The sequence below is a fragment of the Streptomyces angustmyceticus genome, from assembly GCF_040701845.1.
Lineage (GTDB): Bacteria > Actinomycetota > Actinomycetes > Streptomycetales > Streptomycetaceae > Streptomyces > Streptomyces angustmyceticus_A.
This window is the reverse complement of record NZ_JBFBHQ010000001.1, coordinates 153064-175205: the sequence shown is the minus strand read 5'-3', so window position 1 is coordinate 175205 and position 22142 is coordinate 153064. Positions and strand designations below refer to the sequence as shown.

The 22142-nt window shown below is 76.7% G+C and carries 10 protein-coding genes; all 10 read left to right on the top strand.

Annotated elements, in window-relative coordinates:
- Positions 1-45 precede the first annotated feature (45 nt).
- Positions 46-1131, top strand: a complete 1086-nt coding sequence (locus AB0411_RS00725; protein WP_366415003.1) for a 2-hydroxyacid dehydrogenase — start codon at positions 46-48, stop codon at positions 1129-1131.
- A 196-nt stretch (positions 1132-1327) separates the two neighbouring features.
- Positions 1328-8692: an SDR family NAD(P)-dependent oxidoreductase gene (locus AB0411_RS00720; protein WP_366415002.1), complete on the top strand. Its 7365-nt coding sequence runs from the start codon at positions 1328-1330 to the stop codon at positions 8690-8692.
- A complete protein-coding gene (locus tag AB0411_RS00715) occupies positions 8685-13748 on the top strand; it encodes a beta-ketoacyl synthase N-terminal-like domain-containing protein (RefSeq protein WP_366415001.1) in 5064 nt (1687 codons plus the stop codon). Before AB0411_RS00720 ends, AB0411_RS00715 begins: the two co-directional genes overlap by 8 nt.
- Positions 13738-14055, top strand: coding sequence for an acyl carrier protein (locus tag AB0411_RS00710; RefSeq protein ID WP_366415000.1), 318 nt, complete (start codon positions 13738-13740; stop codon positions 14053-14055). The genes AB0411_RS00715 and AB0411_RS00710 overlap by 11 nt, the downstream gene beginning before the upstream one ends.
- A 7-nt stretch (positions 14056-14062) precedes the next feature.
- Entirely contained in the window at positions 14063-14854 is a 792-nt protein-coding gene (locus AB0411_RS00705) for an alpha/beta fold hydrolase (RefSeq protein WP_366414999.1), read from the top strand.
- On the top strand, positions 14851-16155 hold the full coding sequence (locus AB0411_RS00700; protein WP_366414998.1) for a glycosyltransferase: 1305 nt from the start codon (positions 14851-14853) through the stop codon (positions 16153-16155). The genes AB0411_RS00705 and AB0411_RS00700 overlap by 4 nt, the downstream gene beginning before the upstream one ends.
- Before the next feature lie 5 nt (positions 16156-16160).
- Positions 16161-18023: a class I SAM-dependent methyltransferase gene (locus AB0411_RS00695; protein ID WP_366414997.1), complete on the top strand. Its 1863-nt coding sequence runs from the start codon at positions 16161-16163 to the stop codon at positions 18021-18023.
- Positions 18020-18988, top strand: coding sequence for a galactokinase (locus AB0411_RS00690; protein WP_366414996.1), 969 nt, complete (start codon positions 18020-18022; stop codon positions 18986-18988). The genes AB0411_RS00695 and AB0411_RS00690 overlap by 4 nt, the downstream gene beginning before the upstream one ends.
- 74 nt (positions 18989-19062) lie before the next feature.
- Positions 19063-20241 (top strand): alkaline phosphatase family protein, encoded by a 1179-nt coding sequence (locus tag AB0411_RS00685; RefSeq protein WP_366414995.1) that lies wholly within the window; start codon positions 19063-19065, stop codon positions 20239-20241.
- Between the two features lie 187 nt (positions 20242-20428).
- Positions 20429-22045 carry a phospholipase gene (locus tag AB0411_RS00680; RefSeq protein ID WP_366414994.1) on the top strand — a complete coding sequence of 539 codons (1617 nt, stop codon included), beginning with the start codon at positions 20429-20431 and terminating at the stop codon, positions 22043-22045.
- Positions 22046-22142 lie beyond the last annotated feature (97 nt).

The following is a 22142-nucleotide window of genomic DNA, read 5'->3' as shown; positions in this document are numbered from 1 at the left end:
CCCGCCGGCCCCCGCCCCGCACTCCCTTCGTCAGGAAGAGCCCTCATGACCACCACAGTCCTCGCCGCCGGCAACCACTTCATCCACCCGGACCTGTTCACCCGCGCCGTGCACGACGCCGCCGGGGACGCCCCGCTGGACGTGCGCGAACTCCGCTTCGACTGGCCGCACACGCCCTTCGGCCCGGTGGCCGAGGTCATCGAGGCCTCCGGCAGCGAGGACGAGATGATCGAGGCCCTCCAGGGCGTCGAGATCTGCGTGACCGAGCACGGCCCGCTCACCGAGCGGATCCTGGCCCACTGCCCCGACCTGAAGCTCTTCTGCACCAGCCGCGGCGGCCCGGTCAACGTCAACGTCGAAGCCGCCACCCGGCACCGGGTCGCGGTCTGCTACGCCCCCGGCCGCAACGCCACCGCGACCGCGGAGCACACCCTCACCCTGCTGCTGGCCGCCGCCCGCGGCGTCGGCGACACCCACACCGCCCTGCGCCGCGGCGTCTGGCGCGGCGACTACTACGACTACGACAACTGCGGCATCGAGATCGACGGCGCCACCGTCGGGCTGATCGGCTTCGGCGCCATCGGCAGCCGGGTCGCGAAGGTCCTCGCCGCCATGGGGGCCGAGGTCCTCGTCCACGACCCCTACGTCCGCCCCGAGGCGCTGGCCGGCCTCGCCGAACAGGTCCCGCTCGACGCCCTGTTGCGCCGCTCCCGCATCGTCTCGCTGCACGCCCGGGTCACCGAGGAGACCACCGGCATGATCGGGCGCAAGGAGATCGCCGCGCTGCCCCGCGGCGCGATCCTGGTCAACTGCGCCCGCGGCGCGCTCCTCGACTACGACGCGGTCTGCGACGCCCTGGACTCCGGGCAGCTGTCCGGGGCCGGCTTCGACGTCTTCCCCGAGGAGCCGCTGCCCGCCGGCTCCCGGCTGCTGACCGCGCCGGGCGTCGTCCTCACCCCGCACATCGCGGGCGGCAGCCAGGAAGTCGCGCACAAGGCCGCACGGATCGTCGCCGCCGAGGTCGGCCGCTATCTGCGCGGCGAGCCGCTGGTGCACTGTGCCAACCCTGGTGTATTTCCGGCCGGCCGCGATGCCGGGAGCCCGTCCTCGGGAGCGCATCCGCCCAGGTGACGGGGTGGCGGCACGGCCGGCGCGGCACCAAGGTGACCTTGGCGGAATCAACTACCGCCTGAGGCACGTGCGTTGACAGTGCATGGGAGTGGCTCCACCATGCAACGCGGCATCAGCGGGCGCGGCCGACGGCCTACCGCTGGTTACCGCAGGTGGCAGTGGTAGAGCGTGTCCGCCCCCAGCAGAAGGAGCGCCCGTGGCCCCCTGGCCCCCTCTCGCCGGCACCCCCCTCTCCGGCTCCGGCGACCCCGGTTCCGGCCCCACCGGCTCCACCCCCGGCACCACCGGTTCCACCCCCGGCACCACCGCCCGGCCCGTCGCCGCTGCGGCCGGGCAGGCCGCCGGTTCCGCCGGGCCGGACCCCGCCGCTGCCGCGCCCCCTCGCCCGGAGCCCACCGGCCGCGACGTCGTCGTCGCGCTCTCGCCCTTCGAGGAACCGGCGGACCGGATCGTCGTGGCGGCCGAACGCGCGGGCGCGCTCGGCCTGCTGGATCTGGGCCGGGACGCCGGTGCCGCGCGCGACGCGCTCGCCCGCCTCGGGCGATTACGCCACGGGGTGCGCGTGCCGGCCGGGTGCCCGCTCACGCCCGCCGACCTGCCCGAGGGGACCGACACCGTCCTGCTCGCCGACCCGCGGGCGTACGCCGCCACCGGCCGCGGCGCGGTCCCCGGTCCTGACGACTGGGCCGGCGGCGGACGGCGCCGCGTCTGGGCCGAGATCATCAGCCCCGAGGAGGCCGCGGCGGCGTGTGCAGCGGGCGCCACCGCACTGGTCGCCCGGGGCCACGAGTCGGGCGGCCGGGTCGGCGACCTCACCACCTGCGTCCTGCTGTCCCGCGTCCTGGCCGACCCGTCCGTGACGGTCCCCGTGCTCGCCGCCGGGGGAATCGGCCCGCACACCGCCGCCGCGGCCGTCGCCGGCGGCGCGGCCGGGGTGCTGCTCGACTCCCAACTCGCGCTCACCACCGAGGGAGCGGCCCGGCTGCCCGGCGCGGTCGCCGCCGCGATCCGGGCCATGGACGGCAGCGAGACCACCCTCGTCGCCGGCCACCGCGTCCTCACCCGCCCGGACCTCGCCGCCTCCGCGGCGGCCGCGGACACCGGAGGGGACGACGCCTCGGGCGCCGGGACGGACACCGGCCCCGACCGCGTCACCGCCCTCCTCGGCGCCCGGGACCTGCGGACCCAGCTCCTCCCCATCGGCCAGGACGGGGCGTTCGCCGCCCGCCTCGCCGCCCGGCACCGCACCACCGGCGGCGTTGTCCAGGCCGTGCGCTCCGCCGTCACCGGGCACCTCGCCGCGGCGGCCCGCACCCGGCCGCTCGCGCCGCGCCCCGGAGCCCGCCATCTGCCGGTGGCCCAGGGACCGATGACCCGGGTCAGCGACGAGTCCGCCTTCGCCGAAGCCGTGGCCGCCGGGGGCGCGCTGCCCTTCCTCGCGCTCGCCGTCATGGACGGCGGGCAGGTGCGCCGGCTGCTGGCCGAGACCGCCGGACGGCTGGGCGAGCGGCCCTGGGGCGTCGGCCTGCTGGGCTTCGCACCGCCCGAGCTCCGGCGTGAACAGCTCGCCGCCGTCGCCGAGTTCGCGCCCGCGTACGCGCTGATCGCCGGGGGCCGGCCCGCCCAGGCCGCGCCGCTCGAAGCGGCCGGGACCCGGACCTACCTCCACGTCCCGGCGCCCGGCCTGCTGGAGCGCTACCTCGCCGAAGGCGCCCGCAGGTTCGTCTTCGAGGGGCAGGAGTGCGGCGGTCACATCGGCCCCCGCGCCAGCTTCCCGCTGTGGGAGGAGCAGATCGAGCGGCTGACCGCGCACGCCGGGACGCACGGCGGCACGGCCGAGGACCTGGACCTGCTCTTCGCGGGCGGCATCCACGACGCCCGCACCGCCGCCATGGCGGCCGCCGCCGCGGCCCCGCTCGCCGAACGGGGCGCCCGCATCGGTGTCCTGATGGGCACCGCCTACCTCTTCACCCAGGAGGCCGTGGCCACCGGCGCCGTCCTCCCCGGCTTCCAGGACACCGCCCTGGCCTGCGACCGGACCGTACTGCTGCGGACCGCGCCGGGCCACGCCACACGCTGCGCCGAGACGGCCTACACCGAGGAGTTCGCCGCCGCCGAGCGGCGCCTCGCCGCCCGGGGCACGGACCCGCGGGCCCGGTGGGAGGAGCTGGAGCGGCGCAACCTCGGCCGCCTGCGCCTGGCGAGCAAGGGCCTGCGCCACACGGACGACGGGCGGCCCGCACCCGTGGGGGAGCGCGAACAGCGCCGCGAGGGCCTCTACATGCTGGGACAGGCCGCCACCGCCCGCAGCGCCACCACCACCGTCGCCGCCCTGCACACCGCCGTCACCGACGGCGCCACCGCGCAGCTCGCGGCACGGGCGGCAAAGTTCCCGACCCCCGACGGCCGGCCGGACCGGGGCCAGGGGCCGGCCGCGGAGCCGCTGGACATCGCCATCGTCGGGATGGCGTGCTGCTACCCCGGGGCCCCCGACGCCGCCCGCTTCTGGTCCAACGTCGTCGCCGGCGTCGACTCCGTCACCGAGGTCCCCGCCGAGCGCTGGGACGCCGGCACCTACCACGACCCGGACCCCGCGCGGGCCGGCGAACGCACCCCCTCGCGCTGGGGCGGCTTCCTGCCCGCCGTCCCCTTCGACGCCCTCGCCCACGGCATCCCCCCGGCCTCGCTCACCGCCATCGAACCGGTGCAGCTGCTCGCCCTGGAGGCCGCCGCCAAGGCCCTGGCGGACGCCGGATACGCCGAGCGCGACTTCGACCGCGCCCGCACCAGCGTCGTCTTCGGCGCCGAGGCGGGCACCGAACTGGCCGGCGCCTACGGCCTGCGCGCGCTCCACCCGGCCTACCTGGGCGACCTGCCGCCCGCACTCGACGCCGAACTGCCCCGCCTGAGCGAGGACTCCTTCCCCGGCGTCCTCGCCAACGTCATCGCCGGACGCATCGCCGGCCGGCTCGACCTGGGCGGCGCCAACTGCACCGTGGACGCCGCCTGCGCCTCCTCGCTCGCCGCCCTCGACCTGGCCTGCCGCCAACTGCGCGACCACGACGCCGACATGGCGCTGTGCGGCGGCGCCGACGTGCACAACGGCATCAACGACTACCTGATGTTCGCCTCCGTGCGGGCCCTGTCGCCCACCGGCCGCTGCCGCCCCTTCGACGCGGCCGCCGACGGCATCGCGCTCGGCGAGGGCGTCGGCGCCCTGGTCCTCAAGCGGCTCGCGGACGCCGAGCGCGACGGCGACCGGATCTACGCGGTCGTCAAGGCGGTCGGCACCTCCAGCGACGGGCGGTCCCTCGGACTCACCGCGCCCCGGCCCGAGGGCCAGCGGCGGGCCCTCGACCGCGCCTACCGGCGCGCCGGGATCAGCCCCGCCCAGGTCGGGCTCCTCGAAGCCCACGGCACCGGCACCGTCGTCGGGGACACCGCCGAACTCGGCGTCCTCACCGAGGTGTTCGAGGCCGCGGGAGCCACCCCCGGCAGCTGCGCACTGGGCTCGGTCAAATCGCAGATCGGGCACACCAAGTGCGCGGCCGGCCTGGCCGGCCTCATCAAGGCCGCGCGCGCCGTGCACACCGGCGTCCGCCCGCCGACCCTGCATCTGACCCGGCCGGCCGCGGACACCGGACCGTTCCGGTTCGACGCGGGCAGCGCCGGACCCTGGCCCGTCCCCGTGGGACGGCGCATCGCCGGGGTGAGCGCCTTCGGCTTCGGCGGCACCAACTACCACGCCGTGCTGGCCGGTTACGACGGCGCGCCCGAACCCGCCCACACCCTGACGCACTGGCCCGCCGAGCTCTTCTGCTTCCGCGGCGCCGACCGGTCCGCCGCCGTACGCGCCATGGAGCGCCTCGCCGCGCGACTGGCCGACAACGACGCCGCCGGGCGGCCCTGGCCGCTGCGCGACCTGGCCGCCGACACCGCGACGGCGCAGGGACCGGTCCAGATCTGCGTGGTGGCCGACGACCTCGACGACCTCGCCGGCAAACTGGCGACGGCCCGCCGGTTCGAGACCACCGAGGGCGTCCATCCCCGACGGCCGGACGCCGACCCCGGGCAGGTCGCCTTCCTCTTCCCCGGCCAGGGCAGCCAACGCACCGGAATGATGGGCGAGTTGTTCCTCGCCTTCCCCGCCCTGCGCGGCCTGCTGGACGACGCCGACCCGGACTGCGTCGCGGCCATGTTCCCGCCCACCGCCTTCACCGCCGAGCAACGCGCCGCCCAGCAGGCCGCCCTCACCGACACCCGCGTCGCCCAGCCCGCCCTCGGTCTCGCCTCCGCCGCCGCCCACCGGCTGCTCACCACGCTCGGCGTGCGCCCCGACTGCACGGCGGGGCACTCGTACGGCGAGCTGACCGCGCTGTGGGCCGCCGGCGCCTATGACACCGCGACGCTGCTCCGGCTCAGCGCCCGCCGCGGCGAGGCCATCCTCGCGGCGGCCGGTGCGGATCCCGGGGCGATGGCCGCCGTCGCGGCCGCTCCGGCGCGCGTCAGGGACCTCGTCCACGGCTCCGGGGCCGTCGTCGCCAACCACAACGCGCCCGAACAGAGCGTGATCTCCGGGGCCACCGACGCCGTGGAAGCGGCCGTGGCGGCACTGCGCGCGGCCGGCCTCGACGCGCGCCGCCTGCCGGTGGCCTGCGCCTTCCACAGCCCGCAACTCGCCCCCGCCCGCGACGCCCTCGCCGCCGAACTGTCCGCGGCGCAGGTGTCCGTGCCCGCCTTCCCGGTCTGGTCCGGCGCCACCGCGCGCCCGTACGACCGCGAGGCGTCCGCGGTACGCGACACCCTGGCGGGCCAGGTCGCCGCGCCCGTGCGCTTCGTGGAGCAGATCGAGGACATGCACGCCGCCGGGGTGCGCACCTTCGTGGAGGCCGGGCCCGGCCGGGTCCTCACCGGCCTCGTCGGCCGCATCCTGGACGGCCGCCCGCACACGGCCGTGCCGCTGGACGTCCCCGGCGAGCCGGGACTGGCCCGGCTGCCGCACGTCCTGGCCCGGCTCGCCGCGGCCGGGGTCCCGATCGACCCGGAGCCGCTGTTCCGCGGGCGCACCGAGCCCCTGCCCGCGGCCCCGCCGCGCCGCCCGGGATGGCTGGTCGACGGGCACCTGGTGCGCACCGCCGACGGCGCCTGCCTGCCGGGCGGGCTGCGCCCGGCGCGACGCGTGGACACCCGGCCGGACGGCGAAGGGCCGGTGCCCGGGAGCGGCACCGCCTCCCGTGACGCCGACCGGCAGGCCACGGTGCTGGAGTACCTGCGGGCGTCGCGGGAACTGGTGGCCGCCCAACGGGACGTCGTGCTGCGGTACTTGGGGGAGACGGGGCGGCCCTCGTGGCGGGGTGGGCCGGCTGAAGCGGGCGAGGCGGGGGAGTGGGGGCAGGGCGCCGCGGTCGTGTCGCCGGTGTCCGGCGCCGAGCCGGCCGTCGCCTCGTCGGACCCCGTACCTGCCGGGGCCGGGTACGAGGGCGGGGGCGCCGCCCATGGACAGGTGCCCGCCGCCGCGGCACCGCCGCTGACTCCCGCCGAACTCCTCGATGCCGTACGGGAGATCATCCACACCCGCACCGGCTATCCGCACGAGATGCTCGACGCCGGGCTCGATCTGGAGGCCGACCTCTCGGTCGACTCCATCAAGCGGGTGGAGATCATCGGTGCGCTGGCCGACCGGATCGGACTGCCACAGGACGCCGACGGGGCCATGGAGTCGGCGGTGGAGCAGCTCGCCCGGGTCAAGACCATCAGCGGCATCGTCGACTGGATCGCCGCGGCCCGCAGCGAGCCGGGGGCGGGGGCACCCGTGCCGGTGACGCCGGCCGCGGCCGGGCCCGCGGTGGTTCCGGCGGGGGCCGATCCTGCGGTGGCTCCGGCGGCGGAGGCCGCACGGGCCCTTGCCTCGTCCGAGCCGCACGAGCTGTCCGGGCTTCCCGGGCTGTCCGGGCCCGCCCCGGCCCCGCCGTCGCGGCCCGCCGTACCCGTCCCCGAGCCACCCGGCGTCGCCCCTCCCATCACCCCCGCAACTCCACCCATCGTTCCGACTCCACCTGCCGGAGCCGGAGCCGACGGCGCCCTGATGCCGCGGCCGCCCTCCCGCTCCCTCGTCGAGGTCGCGCCCCTCGGCCCGCCGGACAGCAGACCGCCCGCCGAGGTGGTGGCGGGCAGTGACTTCACCGTGGTGGAGGACGGACAGGGCGTGGCGCTCGCCCTCGCCGCCCTCCTGGAGAGCCATGGGGCGCGGGTCCGTACCGTTCCCGCCGAGCGGCTGGCCGAGGCCGCCGCCGACGGGGTGGGCGGGCTGGTGGACCTCAGCGCCCTGCGGGCGGGCCGCGGCGCCGTACTTCCCGGACAGTACGCGGGGCTGCGCACCGCACTGACCGGCGGTGCCCGGTGGCTGCTGCTGGCCACCGCGGCCGGCGGCACCTTCGGCCAGGACGCCGCCGAGGACGCTCCCGACCCGCTGCCCGGCGCCGGGCTGCGCGGCTTCGCCCGTACGGCGGCCCTCGAATACCCCGGCGTCCTGATCCGCGCCGTGGACATCGACCCCAAGGACCGCCCCGAACGCATCGCGGCCCACCTCCTCGCCGAACTGTGCGCGCCCGGCGAACCGGTCGTCGTCGGCCGCACCAACGGCACCCGTACCACTTTGCGCACCGTCCCCGCGCCGCTGCCCCACGACCGGCCGGCCACCGGCCGCCCGCCGCTCGACGCCGGCTCGGTGGTGCTGCTGACCGGCGGCGCGCGCGGCATCACCGCCCGTACGGCGCACGCCCTGGCCCGCGCCCACGGCTGCCACCTCGAACTCCTCGGGCGCACGCCCCTGGAGGAGCACCCCGAGGAACCGGCGCTCGCGCACGCCCACGACCGCATCGCGCTGCGCGCCGCGCTCATCGCCCAAGGGCTGCGCCGGCCGGCGCAGATCGAGGCGGCGGCCACCCGGGTCCTGGCCCGCCGCGAGATCACCGCCACCCTCGCCGCCCTGGCACCGCTGGCCGCCTCCGTGCGCTACCACGCGGCCGATGTCACCGACCCGGCCGCCGTGCGCGCCGTGGTGGACGACATCCGGCGCCGGCACGGCCGCCTCGACGGGATCGTGCACGGCGCGGGCACCCTGGAGGACAAGCTGCTGCGGGACAAGGACCCGGCGTCCTTCGCGCGGGTCTTCGCCACCAAGGTCGACGGCGCCCGCCACCTCCTGGAGGCCGCCGGCGACGACACCGGATTCCTCGTCCTCTTCGGCAGCGTCGCCGGGGTCTTCGGCAACCGCGGCCAGGCCGACTACGCCGCCGCCAACGACGCCCTGGACACCCTCGCCAGGGCCTGGTCGGCCCGTACGGCCGGGCGCGTCCTCGCCGTCGACTGGGGGCCCTGGGCGGCCGACGGCGGCGGCATGGTCACCCCGGAGCTGGAGCGCGCCTACGCCCGCCGCGGCATCCCGCTCCTGGACCCCGCGGCCGCGGCCGACGCCCTGCTGGCCGAACTGGCCCGCGGCACCTCGCCCCAGGTCGTCCTGGCGGCGGAGGCGGACGGAGAGGCGGCGGGCGATGCCTGAGACCGGCCCCCGCCCCACGGATGCCGCGATCGTCGGCATGGGGGCGCTCTTCCCCGGCGCCGACGGCCTCGACGCCTACTGGCGCAACCTGCTGGCCGGCACGGACTGCATCACGGACGTGCCGCCCGCCCGCTGGGACCCCGCGATCTACTACGACCCGCACGGCGCCGAGGGCCCCGCCCGCAGCGACCGCTTCTACTGCCGGCGGGGCGGCTTCCTCGACGAGCAGGCCGCCTTCGACCCCACCCGCTTCGGCATCATGCCCGCCACCGTCCCGGGCGCCGAGCCCGACCAACTCCTCGCGCTGCGCGTCATCGCCGACGCCGTCGCCGACGCCGGCGGGCCGGAGCGGCTGCCCGCCGACCGCTCCCGGATCGGTGTCGTCCTCGGGCGGGGCGGCTTCATGGGCGTGGCCACCGCCCGGCTCGACCAGCGGGTCCGCACGGCCCACCAGCTCGCCGTCACCCTGCGCGAACTCGCCCCGGAGCTGGGGGAGTCGAAGATCTCCGCGGTGCGCGCCGCCTTCCAGGAGAGCCTGGGCCCCGAACGGCCGGAAGCCTCCATCGGACTGGTGCCCAGCTTCACCGCCGCCCGGACCGCCAACCGGCTGGACTTCCGCGGGCCCGCCTACACCCTCGACGCGGCCTGCGCCTCCTCGCTGCTGGCCGTGGCCCAGGCCGTCGATCTGCTGGCCGCCGGGCGCTGCGACAGTGTGATCGCCGGCGCCGTGCACCACTGCCATATCGCCACCCTGTGGAGCGTCTTCACCCAACTGCGTGCCCTCAGCCCCACCCAGTGCATCCGCCCCTTCGACCGCCGGGCCGACGGCACCCTGCTCTCCGAGGGCACCGGCGTCGTCCTCCTCAAACGCCTCGCCGACGCCGAACGCGACGGGGACCGGGTGTACGCGGTCCTCCGCGGGACGGGTGTGTCGGGGGACGGCCGCGCCTCCAGCCTGATGAACCCCCGGACCGAGGGCCAGATCCGGGCGCTGGAGCAGGCCTGGGAGAGCGCCGGCCTCGACCCGCGGCACCCCGCCGCACTCGGCCTGCTGGAGGCGCACGGCACCGGGACCCCGGTCGGCGACGACGCCGAACTGGCCACCCTGGCCCGGGTGTTCGGGCCGCCCGGCGCGGGCCGCACGCCCGTCGGCCTGGGCTCGGTGAAGTCGATGCTGGGCCACACCATGCAGGCCGCCGGCATCGCCGGGCTGATCAAGGCCGCGCTCGCCGTCCATCACCGCACCCTGCCGCCGACCCTGCACCTGGAGGAGCCGCACGAGGGCCTGGCGCGGACCCGGATGCGTCCGCTCACCGAGGCCGAACCCTGGGACGCCGGACCCGCAGCCCTACGGGCCGGCGTGAACGCCTTCGGCTTCGGCGGGATCAACGCCCACGTCATCCTGGAGGAGGCCCCCGGGCACCGGAGCCCCGCCGCCGCGCCGCCCGTCCCCCGCCCCTCCCCGCTGCGGACGGCGGAGCCGGAGCGCCTCGTCCGGCTCGCAGCGGGATCTCCCGATGAACTGGCGGAGAAGTTACGGGACGTGGGTGAGGGGGCCGGGACCGCGTGCGGCGACGGGAGCGGGGGCGGAGCCGCGGGCGGGTACCGGGACGGCCCCGCGGACGGGTACGGGGCCGGACTCGTGGGCGCAGCCGCGGGTGCGGGCGGGGACGCGGGCGCCCGCTCGGCCGACGGTCCCTGCCGTCTCGCCCTCCTCGGCCCCACCCCGCAGCGCCGTGCCCTGGCCGCCAAGATCCTTGCCCGCCAACTGCCCTGGCGGGGACGCGGCGACGTGTGGTTCACCCCGAGCCCCTTCTTCGGGCCGCACGCCCGGGAAGCGGGGGCTCGGCTCGCCTTCGTCTTCCCGGGCCTGGAGGCCGATCCGCCGCCCCGGGTGGACGACCTGGCCGACCTGATGTCCCTGCCCCGCCCTCCGGTATCGGGCGGCAGCGGCCTGGTGGAGAGGGCCGTCGACACGCTCGCCGTCGGTCGCTTCCTCGCCCGCGTCCTGGCAGAACTGGGCATCGCCCCCGACCTGCTGACCGGCCACAGCCTCGGCGAGTGGACGGCCATGGTGGTCGCCGGAATGTATCCGCCGGGGGCCGTCGACACCTTCCTCGACTCGCTGCGGCCCGGCTCGCTCGCCGTACCCGACCTGGTCTACGCGGCCCTGGGCTGCGGCGCCGCACAGGCGGAAGCGGCGCTGGAAGGACTGGACCGGGTCACGGTCAGCCACGACAACTGCCCGCACCAGTCGGTGATCTGCGGCGCCCCGCAGCCGCTCGCCGAGGCCGTGCGCCGACTCGCCGGGCAGGGCGTACGGGCCCAGGAGATGCCCTTCCGCTCCGGTTTCCACACACCGATGTGGGCGCCCTACCTCGACCAGGTCCGGGCCGCGTTCGACGCCCTGCCGCTGCGGGACCCGCGGCTCCCCGTATGGTCGGCGACGACCGTCGCGCCCTTCCCCGAGGACCCGTCGGCCGTCCGTGCGCTGGTGCTGCGGCACCTCCTGGAACCGGTCCGCTTCCAGCAACTGACCAGACGGCTGCACGAGACGGGGGTCCGCGCCTTCGTCCAGCTCGGAGCCGGCAGCCTCACCGGCTTCGTCGGCGACACCCTCCACGGTGCGGACCAGTTGGCCGTGGCGGCGGCCGACACCCGCGGCGACGCCTGCGCGCAACTGCGCAGGACGGTCGCCGCGTTGTGGACCGAGGGCCTGAACCCGCGCTGGGAGCGTCTGGCGGCTCGGGACGGTGCGGTCGGGGACGTGGGGCGCGCGGCCACCGGCGCGCTGGTGGACGGCGTCGCCGGTCCGGCCGGGGACCGTGCCACCAGCCCGGCGGCCGACCGCGCCACTGCCCCGGTCGTGGACCACGCCGTCGGCCCGGCGGCGGACCGCGCCACCAGCCCGGCGGCGGGCCGTGCCACCGCCCTGGCGGCGGACCGCTCCACCCGCCCGGAGGGGCCCGGTGCACCGGGCCGGCTCGATCTCGGCTCGCCCTTTGTCCGCCTCGGCGACGCGGTGCCGGGCGGGCGGTTTTTCGCGCCCGCGGTCCCTCCCCCACCCCCGAACCCACCCCCCGCCCCCTCCCCCGAAGGGGGAGGAGGGGGAGGGGGCGGGGGAGCGCTGCCGCACCCGCCGCCGCCCGCCGCCGACCCCGTCCGGCACGCCCTGGACGCCCTCCTCGCCGAAGCCCGGGCCGCCACCCGCACGGTCGCCGCCGCGGCTGCCGGCCCGGCCCCGGCGACCGGCCCTGCCCACTACGGCCGCCCGGCTCCGGCGTCCGCTTCCGCCCACCTCGCGCCCCCGGCCCCGGCGCCCGGCTCCGGCCGCACCGCGCCGCCTCCGGCCCCGCCATCCGGCACTGGGCACAAAGCCCGTTCGGCCCCAGCGCCCGCCTCCGCCCGTACCGCCCATCCCGCCCCGGCACCCCACTCCGTCCCCACCGCCCCTCAGCCCCCAACCCCAGTGCCCGGCCCCGCCCTCACCTCCCACCGCACCACCCGTCACCTCTCCCTCGCCACCGTCCCCTACGTCCGCGACCACTGCGTCTACCTCCAGCCCGACGACTGGCCGGAGCCGGCCGACCGGTTTCCCGTCGTTCCGATGACCACGCTGCTGGAGCTGGCGGCCGAGGCGGCCCGTGAGGTGCGGCCGGGGCAGGTCGTCACCGGGTACTCCGACGTCCGGGCCCTGCGCTGGCTGCCCGTCGCCCCGCCCGTCGACCTGCCCGTCACCGCCACCCCCGTCGGCGACGGCCGCGTGCGGGTGGCCCTCGGGGACCACGCCGTGGTCACCGTCCACCTCGGGGCGCACCTGCCGCCTCCGCCGCCGCCCGGCCTCCCGGCGCTGGCGTCCGGCCGGCCGGCGCCGGTGAGCGCCGAGGCCCTCTACCGGGACCGGTGGATGTTCCACGGGCCGGCGTTCGCCGGGGTCCACGAGGTCGGCACGCTCGCCGCCGACGGCATCAGCGGAACGCTGCGCGCACTGCCCGCGCCCGGCGCCCTCCTGGACGCCGCGGGCCAGCTCCTCGGCCACTGGATGCAGCTGCAACTCACCGGTGACCGGCTGGTCTTCCCCGCGACCCTGGAGCGCGTACGGCTCTACGGGCCCCCGCCCCGCGAGGGCGCACTGCTCGCGGCCACCGCCCGGATCCGCGAGGTACGCCCCGGCACGGTACGCGGCGACGTGGAGCTGTGCGGCGCCGACGGCGGTGTCCGGGCGCGGCTGGAGAACTGGACGTACCGGCGGTTCGGTGCCGACGAACGGGTGTGGCCCATGAAGTTCACGCCGGAGGTGTGCGGGATCGGCGAACCCCGGCCGGGCGGCTGGTGCCTGGCCCGGCGCCGCTGGACCGATCCGGCCTCGCAGGAGCTGGTCATGCGCCGCTATCTGGGCGCCGCCGAACGCGCCCGTTACGAACGCTGCGCGCCGCGCGCCCGCACGGCCTGGCTGCTGGGCCGGATCGCCGCCAAGGACGCGGTCCGTGAGCTGCTGTGGGAGTCGGGTGCCGGTCCGGTCTTCCCCGCCGAGGTCGCCGTCGGCAACGACCACGACGGCCGCCCCCGGGCCGAGGGCCCGCTCGCCGCCGGTCTCCACCTCTCACTCGCGCACAAGGACCACGTCGCCGTCGCCCTCGCCCACCGGTCGGGCCCCGTCGGCATCGACATCGAACCGGTCACCGACGATCCGCAGGCCCTCGAACGGATCGCCCTCACCCCGGCCGAACGCCGCCTGGCGGACGTCCTCCAGGCCCGGGAGACCACCGGAAGCACCGGCCGTGCCTACTGGCTCACCGCGCTGTGGTGCGCCAAGGAGGCCGCGGCGAAGGCGGCGGGCAGCGGCCTGGGCGGGCGGCCGCTGGAGTGGGCCGTGACGTCCGCGCCGGGCGGCGCGCTGCGGGTCCTCTCCCCGGCCGGCCGGCCCCACCTCGTCCACCTCGACTCCGTCCACGACCTGTCCGCGCGCCATGTCGTCGCCTGGACCGGGCCGCCGCCCGAGGACCGCACGGGCACCGTCACCCCCACTTCCACGGAGGCCACCCATGGCAGCTGACCCGCTCCCCGAGCGCACCGGGGCGATCCTGGCCGAGATCACCGACATGCTGGTGAGCGTCGTCGGCGACGAACTCCTCGTCGTGGGCGAGGTCACGCCCGCGACCACCTTCAACGACGATCTGGCCCTGGAGAGCATCGAGTTCGTCGCCCTCGCCGAGCTGCTGCACCAGCGCTACGGAGCCGCCGTGGACCTCCTCGGCCTGCTCGCGGAGAAGGACATCGACCAGATCCTGGCCATGACGGTCGGCGAACTCGCCGTCCACATCGACGAGGTCACCGTCGCCGACCAGGCCTGCGCGGGCTGAGCCCACCATGGCCCTGACCCCCGCAGGCGGGCTGCGCCTGCACACCCAGTGGCTGCCGGGCCGCGACGACGGGTCCACGGTCGTCTTCCTCCACGGCCTGGTGATGGACAACCTGTCGAGCTTCTACTGCACCCTCGCCGGCCCCGTCTCCCGCGCCGGCCACCCCGTGCTCCTCTACGACCAGCGCGGACACGGCCGCAGCGACCGTCCGCCCGGCGGCTACGACCGGGACACCGCGGTGGCCGACCTCGCCGCCCTGCTCGCCGCCCTCGGCCTCGACCGCCGCCCGGTGCACCTGGTCGGCAACAGCTACGGCGGTGTGCTCGCCCTGCACACCGCGCTGGTCCGCCCCGACCTCGTCGCCTCTCTGGTGCTGATCGACGCCCAACTGACCGGCGACTGGGTCGAGAAGATGACCGACACCCTCTCCGTCGCGGCCCTCGGCCTCGAACACCGCCGGCTGCCCGAGCAGCTCGCGGCGCTGGGCCGGCGCAAGGAGGCCCGGCTGACCGCGGGCGCCGACGCCCTGCTCAACCGCACCACCCTGATCGAGGACCTCGCGGCCGGCGCCGCCTTCACCGCCCGCGACTTCGCCCGGCTGCGCCGCCCGGTCCTCGCCGTGTACGGAGAGCACTCCGAACTCCTGCCCGGAGCGCGGGACCTCGCGGCCGGGGCGCCGGACTGCGCGCTGCGTGTGCTGCCCGGCGTGGGACACACCGTGCTCAACGAGGCCACCGACGGACTCTGCGCCGCCGTGCTGGAGCGGCTCGGCGCGCGGGCCGGGGCGGTGGCCCGATGAGAGTGCTCTTCGTCGTCCCGCCGCTGGTCGGCCACGTCAATCCGACGATCGCGGTCGCCGCCGAACTCACCGCGCGCGGGCACCGGGTCGCCTGGACCGGCCCCGCCGCGGCCCTGTCGCCCCTGCTCCCCGCGGGCTGCGTGCTGTACCCGGCGGGGGACCCCGGCGGGGGCGAGGGCACCGACGCACTGCACGGGCGGTGGCGCGATCTGCGGGGGGTGGCGGCCCTGCGCTTCCTGTGGGCGGAGGTGCTCCTCCCGCTCGCCCGCGCGATGCTGCCCGGGGTGCACGCCGCCGTCGAAGCCTTCGCGCCCGATGTGGTGGTGGCCGACCAACAGGCCCTGGCCGGGCCGCTGGTGGCGCGCCGGCACGGTCTGCCCTGGGCGACCTCGGCGACCACGTCGGCGGAGTTCGCCCACCCCTTCGACGGGGTCCCCAAGGTGGGGGAGTGGGTGGCGCAGCGCATCGCCGCCCTGCTCGCCCAGTGCGGCGCGCCCAGCGGCTGGGACCCCCGCTTCTCCCCGCACCTCGTCCTGGTCTTCTCCACCCCCGCGCTCATCGGGGACGGCGCGCCGGCCGGCGACGGGGCGCGCCCGGCGGCGGCCGCCGCCGGAACGGGGACCGCGGCCCGCCCCGGGGACCGGTGGTATCCGCCCCATTACGCCTTCGTCGGGCCCGCCTTCGGCGCCCGCCCCTCCACCGGGGATTTCCCCTGGCACCGGCTGGACCCCGGGCGGGCGCGGGTGCTGGTCTCCCTCGGCACCCTCAACCGTGAGGCGGGCACCCGCTTCTACCCCGCGGTGCTGCGCGCCGCCGACGCGCTCGCCGACCGGGCGCAGCTGATCCTGGCCGCCCCCCGGGAGTTCGCCGGGGACGTCCCGCCGCACCTGATCCACCAGGAGTACGTCCCGCAGCTCGCCCTGCTGCCGCACCTGGACGCCGTGCTGTGCCACGGCGGCCACAACACCGTGTGCGAGGCGCTCGCCCACGGCCTGCCGCTGGTCGTGGCGCCGGTCCGCGACGACCAGCCGATCGTCGCCGGGCAGGTGACCGCGGCCGGTGCGGGGGTGCGGGTGCGCTTCGGCCGGGCCCGAGCGGACGAACTGCACCGGGCGCTGGCCGCCGTACTGGACGACCCGGCCCACCGCCGTGCGGCCCGCCGGATCCAGGCGTCCTTCGCCGCGGCGGGCGGCGCCCGCGCCGCGGCCGACCGCCTGGAGAAGCTGTCGGCCGGCGCCACGGGCCACCCGGCCCCGCCCGTACCCGGCACCGCCCCCACCGAGAACGAGAAGGGACCGTGAGCCCGATGACGCGAGCGCACCGTTCGGGAGCCCGCACCCGCTGGGTGGCGGCCGCCGCCGTGACGGCCCTGGGGGCGGGCACCGTGCGCGCCCGCCGCCGGCTCGCCGCGCTGCCGGTCCTCGACCCCTCCCCCGCCCAGGACGCCCCGCGGCCGCCGCTCCCCGGCTGGCACCTGATCACCGCGCCCGGCGTCACCGTCGACGCGGCGACCCTGCGCGCCGCGGCCGACCACGCCGTACGCGAGGGACTGCGCGTCGTGGACCTCGTCCCGGCGCGCCTGGACGCCGAGAGCACCCTCGGTCTGCTCCGGCTCCTCGACCCCGCGGCCCACCGCACCGACCGGTGCGCCCCGGGACACGGCGCGGGCCACGCCCTGCTGGTGGCCGACGACGTGCACCGGCGGGCCGGGCTCGACACCGGGCCGGCGCCGGGTGCCCCGGCCGACCTGTTCCGCCTCGTCCGCACCCTCAAGGAGTACGCCCCCGACGCCACCGGCTGGGCCCTCGCCCCCGGGCTGGCCGTGCCGCCCGCCGACCCCGCGCGGCACGCCGAGGAGCTCCGCGCCCGCGGCCTGCCGCCCGCCCTGCTCTCCGCCGCCCAGCTCGCCGGCCTCGCCCTGCTGGTGAAGTGCCTGCTCTCGGCGCCGCGTTGGGGCGCGGCGGCGACCGCCCTGTACTGGCTGCAGCCCGCGCTCGTCCTGGGGCCGGTCCGCGGACCGCGCCCCACCGGTCTCGCCCGGGCCACCGCCTCCCGCCCGCTGCGCGCCGCCTCGACCGCGCTGCGGACCCTCGCCACCCCCGCCGCCGAGAAGCCCGACCCCGCCGGCGAGGCGGCCCGCCGGGCCGCCTACAGCAGGGAACTCGCGGCTGGCACGGACCGGTTCTTCGAACCCCGCCGCCCCGACTGCCCCTGGTGCTCGGCTCCCGGCCCCGCCGTCCGGATCCGCACCCCCGACCTGCTCCAGGGCAAGCCCGGCCGGTTCACCCTGGAGGAGTGCCGCCACTGCGGCCACATCTTCCAAAACCCCCGGCTCACCCCGGAAGGACTCGACTTCTACTACCGCGACTTCTACGAAGGCCTCGGCGGCGACGGCGCCGCCCTGGTCCTGGGCCGGATGAGCGGCACCTACCGCGACCGCGCCGAAATGCTCCGGCCGTTCACCACTCCCCGGGCCTGGCTCGACGTCGGAACCGCCGCCGCCCACTTCTGCAACGTCGCGCGCGCCGTATGGCCCGACACCCGCTTCGACGGACTGGACATGGGCGAGGGGGTGCACGCCGCCGCACGCCGGGGCTGGATCGACACCGGCCACCAGGGCCAGTTTCCCGAGCTCGCCGACCGGCTCACCGGCCGCTACGACACGGTGAGCATGCACCACTACCTCGAACACACCCGGGACCCCTTCGCCGAACTCGACGCCGCCGTCAAGGTCCTGGCCCCGGGCGGCCACCTGCTGATCGAACTCCCCGACCCCGAGTCCCGCGTCGGCCGGCTGCTCGGCCGCTACTGGCTGCCCTGGTTCCAGCCCCAGCACCAGCACCTCATGCCCGTCGGCAACCTCAAACAGGCCCTGGTCGCACGGGGGTTCACCGTCCTCGCCGAGGAGCACGGCGCCGCCCACCAGCCCAACGGCGACTTCCTCGGCGCCGTCGCCCTCGCCGCCAACGGCCTCGCCCCCGACCCGCGGGCCCCCTGGGCCACCGTCCCCGACACCCCGGCCCGCCGCGCCGCCCGAAGCGCCGTCCAGGCCCTGGCGGTGCCCTGCTACGCCGCCGCGCTCGCCCTCGACGGCCTGCGCACCGCCGTGGCCCGGGTCACCGACGGCGGCAACGCCTACCGGCTGCTCGCCCGCAAGGAGCTGGGGTGAGCGGCGCGGACCTGGCCCGCCGCACCACGGCGGACCCGCTGCTGCGCCTGCTCTCCCACGGCTTCGCGACGACGTACGCCCGCCCGCCCGAGGCGGTGTGGCGGGCCCCGTACGCCTTCCGCGCCGGCGCCCCCGCCGTCCCGCCCGGCCCGGAGGCCACCGGTACGGCGCCACGGGCCGACTGGTGCGCGGCAGCCGGCCACTACGTCGATGTGGCCGTCGCCCCGCGCGCCGACGGGGTGCTGCGCTGCGCCTCGCTCAACCACCCGGCCGAGGCCGCCGAGCTCCCGCTCACCGGCCCGGCCGGCCGCGCCCCCGACTGGGCCGCCCGCCCGTATGCAGCGCTGCGCGCCCTCGCCGCCGCCGGATGCGGACGCGGCGGCGCCGATCTTCACCTCAACGCGCCCCTGCCCGAGGCCGTGGGGCTGCCCGTCGCCGAACCGCTGGAGTGCGCGGTCGCCCTGGCCGTCGCGGACGCGCACACCGGCCGGGGCCCGGGCGCCCCGAGCCGCACCCGGCTGGCAGCCCTCCTGGACGCCGCCGTTCCCGGTGACGACGGGCTGCGCCGGGCCGTGCTCTTCGCCCGGGCCGGCCACCTCCTCGCGGCCGACGGCAGCACCCACCGGCCGCTGCGCGCCCTCGACGGCGCCCCGGACCCCTGCCTGCTGCTCCTGACGGCCCGCCTCCCCACGGGCACGGACCCGGAGGCGGGTAATGCCGCCGCGGCCGCCCCCTCCGCAGGGGCCCCGGGCCTCGCCGCGGCGGTCCGTGCCGTCCTGGGCGCCGGTGCCCGGTCCGCCTGGTGGCCGGGCAGCCGCCCGGGCCGCAGCGTGCTGTTGCTGGTGCCCGCGCACCGGCGCGCAGCCGTCCGGGCCGCCGCCGTCGCGTCCTTCCGCCGCCGGGACCTGCCGGTTCCCCGCGTACTGAGGATCACCCTCGCGGCCGCGGCCCGCCGCGAAGGCTGACCCCGAAGCATCCCGGGCAAGGAGCCCGGCAGCCCGGACGAGGACGCCGCGTCCCGGGCAAGGAGGGAGACCCGATGACCCGTACAGCGGTCCGTCTGCGCAGAGCCCTCGTGGCGGTGCTCGGCGCGTTCGGCCTGATCCTCGCCGCCACCACCGCCGACGCCCGCCCCGTCCCCGTGGGCACCGCCGTGCACCCGGGCGGCACCCGCACCGTGCTGCCGACCTACGACCATGTGGTGATCGTCGTCTTCGAGAACAAGCAGTACGGCGAGATCATCGGCAACCGCGACGCCCCCTACCTCAACGAACTCGCCCAAGGCGGGGCAAGTCTGACGGACATGAAGGCGCTGACCCACCCCAGCCAGCCGAACTACTTCAACCTCTTCTCCGGCGCCACCCAGGGGATCACCGGCGACGGCTGCTACACCCCGCAGTCGATGACCGCGCCCAACCTCGGCCAGGAACTCATCGCTGTCGGCAAGACCTTCGCCAGCTACAACGAGGGCCTGCCGGACGAGGGTTCCACGACCTGCTCCAGCGGCCGCTACGCCCAGAAGCACAACCCGTGGTTCGCCTTCCGCAACGTGCCCGTGAACACCGGCCGGACCTTCGCCCAGTTCCCCCAGGACGACTTCAGCCGGCTGCCGACCGTGTCCTTCGTCGTCCCCGACATGTGCAACGACATGCACGACTGCGCCGTCGGCAGCGGGGACACCTGGCTCAGGAACCACCTCGACTCCTACGCCCGGTGGGCCGAGGACCACAACAGCCTGCTGATGGTGACCTGGGACGAGGACAACTACTTCGGCTCCAACAGGATCGCGACCGTCTTCCACGGGGCCCACGTCCGGCAGGGCACCGTCAGCGGCGCGTACAACCACTACAGCCTGCTGCGGACCGTCGAGGACATGTACGGCACCGGCCATGCGGGCAATGCCGCCACCGCCACCCCCGTCACCGCGGTGTTCGACACCGGCGGCGAGCCGCCCGGCGGCGACCTGAAGCTCACCGCCCCCGGCCCGCAGACCTGCCGCTTCCTCCAGGAGTGCACCGTCCGGCTCACCGCCACCGGGGGCACGCCCCCGCTCACCTACCACGCCACCGGCCTGCCACTGGGCCTGAGCGCCGACGCCGCCGGCCTGATCGGCGGCAGGCCCTGGGGGACCGGCACCTTCCCGGTCACCGCCACCGTCACCGACTCCACGGGCGCGACGGCGACCGCCTCCTTCCCGCTCACCGTCGACTGGTTCTGAGGACGCGCCGCGTCCGCGGCAGGGGACCGCGGACGCCGCGCGGGAACAGCAGTTGTAGCCAAGATCGTCTTCTGCGCCGGGGAAGCAGGAGGGAGCCGGTATTTTCTCGTCGCAACCGGAGCCGGGCTCGTGGTCCCTGACCCGTGATCAGCGCCCGGCTCGCCTCCCCACGCACGAAGGCAAGCTCTTGGCTCCTCACCGACTCCACCGCCTGATACCGGCGTCCGTAGCCCTGACGACCGTGTGCGCGGCACTGCCGACCTCGACGGCGTACGCCGCGGACACCCCGCCCACCCCTCATCTGGACGCCATCGAGCGGTCGCTGCGCGACACCTCACCCGGCCTCGAAGGCTCGGTGTGGCAGCGCACGGACGGCAACCGCCTGGACGCCCCGGCCGGCGACCCTTCCGGCTGGCTGCTGCAGACCCCCGGCTGCTGGGGCGACGCCGGCTGCAAGGACCGCGCGGGCACCCGGCGGCTGCTCGACAAGATGACCCGCAACATCGCCGACGCCCGGCACACCGTGGACATCTCCTCGCTGGCGCCCTTCCCCAACGGCGGGTTCGAGGACGCCGTCGTCGCCGGTCTCAAGGCGTCCGTCGAGGCGGGGCACTCCCCGCGGGTGCGCATCCTGGTCGGCGCCGCCCCGATCTACCACCTCAATGTGGTGCCGTCCCGCTACCGGGACGAGCTGATCGGCAAGCTCGGCGCGGCGGCGGGCAAGGTCACGCTCAACGTCGCGTCGATGACCACGTCCAAGACGTCGCTCTCGTGGAACCACTCCAAGCTCCTCGTGGTCGACGGGAAGACGGCCCTCACGGGCGGGATCAACGGCTGGAAGGACGACTACCTCGACACCGCCCACCCGGTGTCGGACGTGGACATGGCGCTCAGCGGGCCGGCCGCCCGCTCGGCGGGGAAGTACCTGGACACGCTGTGGGACTGGACCTGCCGCAACGCGTCCGACCCGGCCAAGGTGTGGCTCGCCACGTCGAACGGCGCCTCCTGCATGCCGTCGCTGGAGAAGGACGCGGCCTCCGCCCCCGCCGAACCGGCCGGGGACGTCCCCGTCATCGCGGTCGGCGGTCTCGGCGTGGGCATCAAGGAGTCCGACCCTTCCTCGGGGTACCACCCGGACCTGCCGACGGCCCCGGACACCAAATGCACCGTGGGGCTGCACGACAACACCAACGCCGACCGCGACTACGACACGGTCAACCCCGAGGAGAACGCCCTGCGTTCGCTCATCGCCAGTGCGCGCAGCCACGTCGAGATCTCCCAGCAGGACCTCAACGCCACCTGCCCGCCGCTGCCGCGCTACGACATCCGGACCTACGACACCCTCGCGGGGAAGCTGGCCGCCGGGGTGAAGGTCCGCATCGTCGTCAGTGATCCCGCCAACCGCGGCGCCGTCGGCAGCGGGGGCTACTCGCAGATCAAGTCCCTGGACGAGATCAGCGACACCCTCCGCAAGCGTCTCGTGGCCCTCACCGGCGACAACGAGAAGGCGTCACGGGCGCTGTGCGGCAACCTGCAGCTCGCCCCGTTCCGCAGCTCCGACAGCGGTACCTGGGCCGACGGCAAGCCGTACGCACTGCACCACAAGCTGGTCTCGGTGGACGACTCGGCGTTCTACATCGGTTCCAAGAACCTCTACCCGGCCTGGCTGCAGGACTTCGGCTACATCGTCGAGAGCCCGGCCGCGGCCGGGCAGCTCAAGAAGGAGCTGCTCGACCCGGAGTGGAAGTACTCCCGGCAGGCGGCGGCCACCCCGGCCGGCTGCCCGGCCGGCGCAGCGGGCTGACCCCGCGGACGGGAAACCCCCGTCGGCCCGCCGGCATCCCGGACGCCGACCGTGGCAGTCGCCCGCCAACGGCGGAGGCCGCCCCACCGTACGGTGG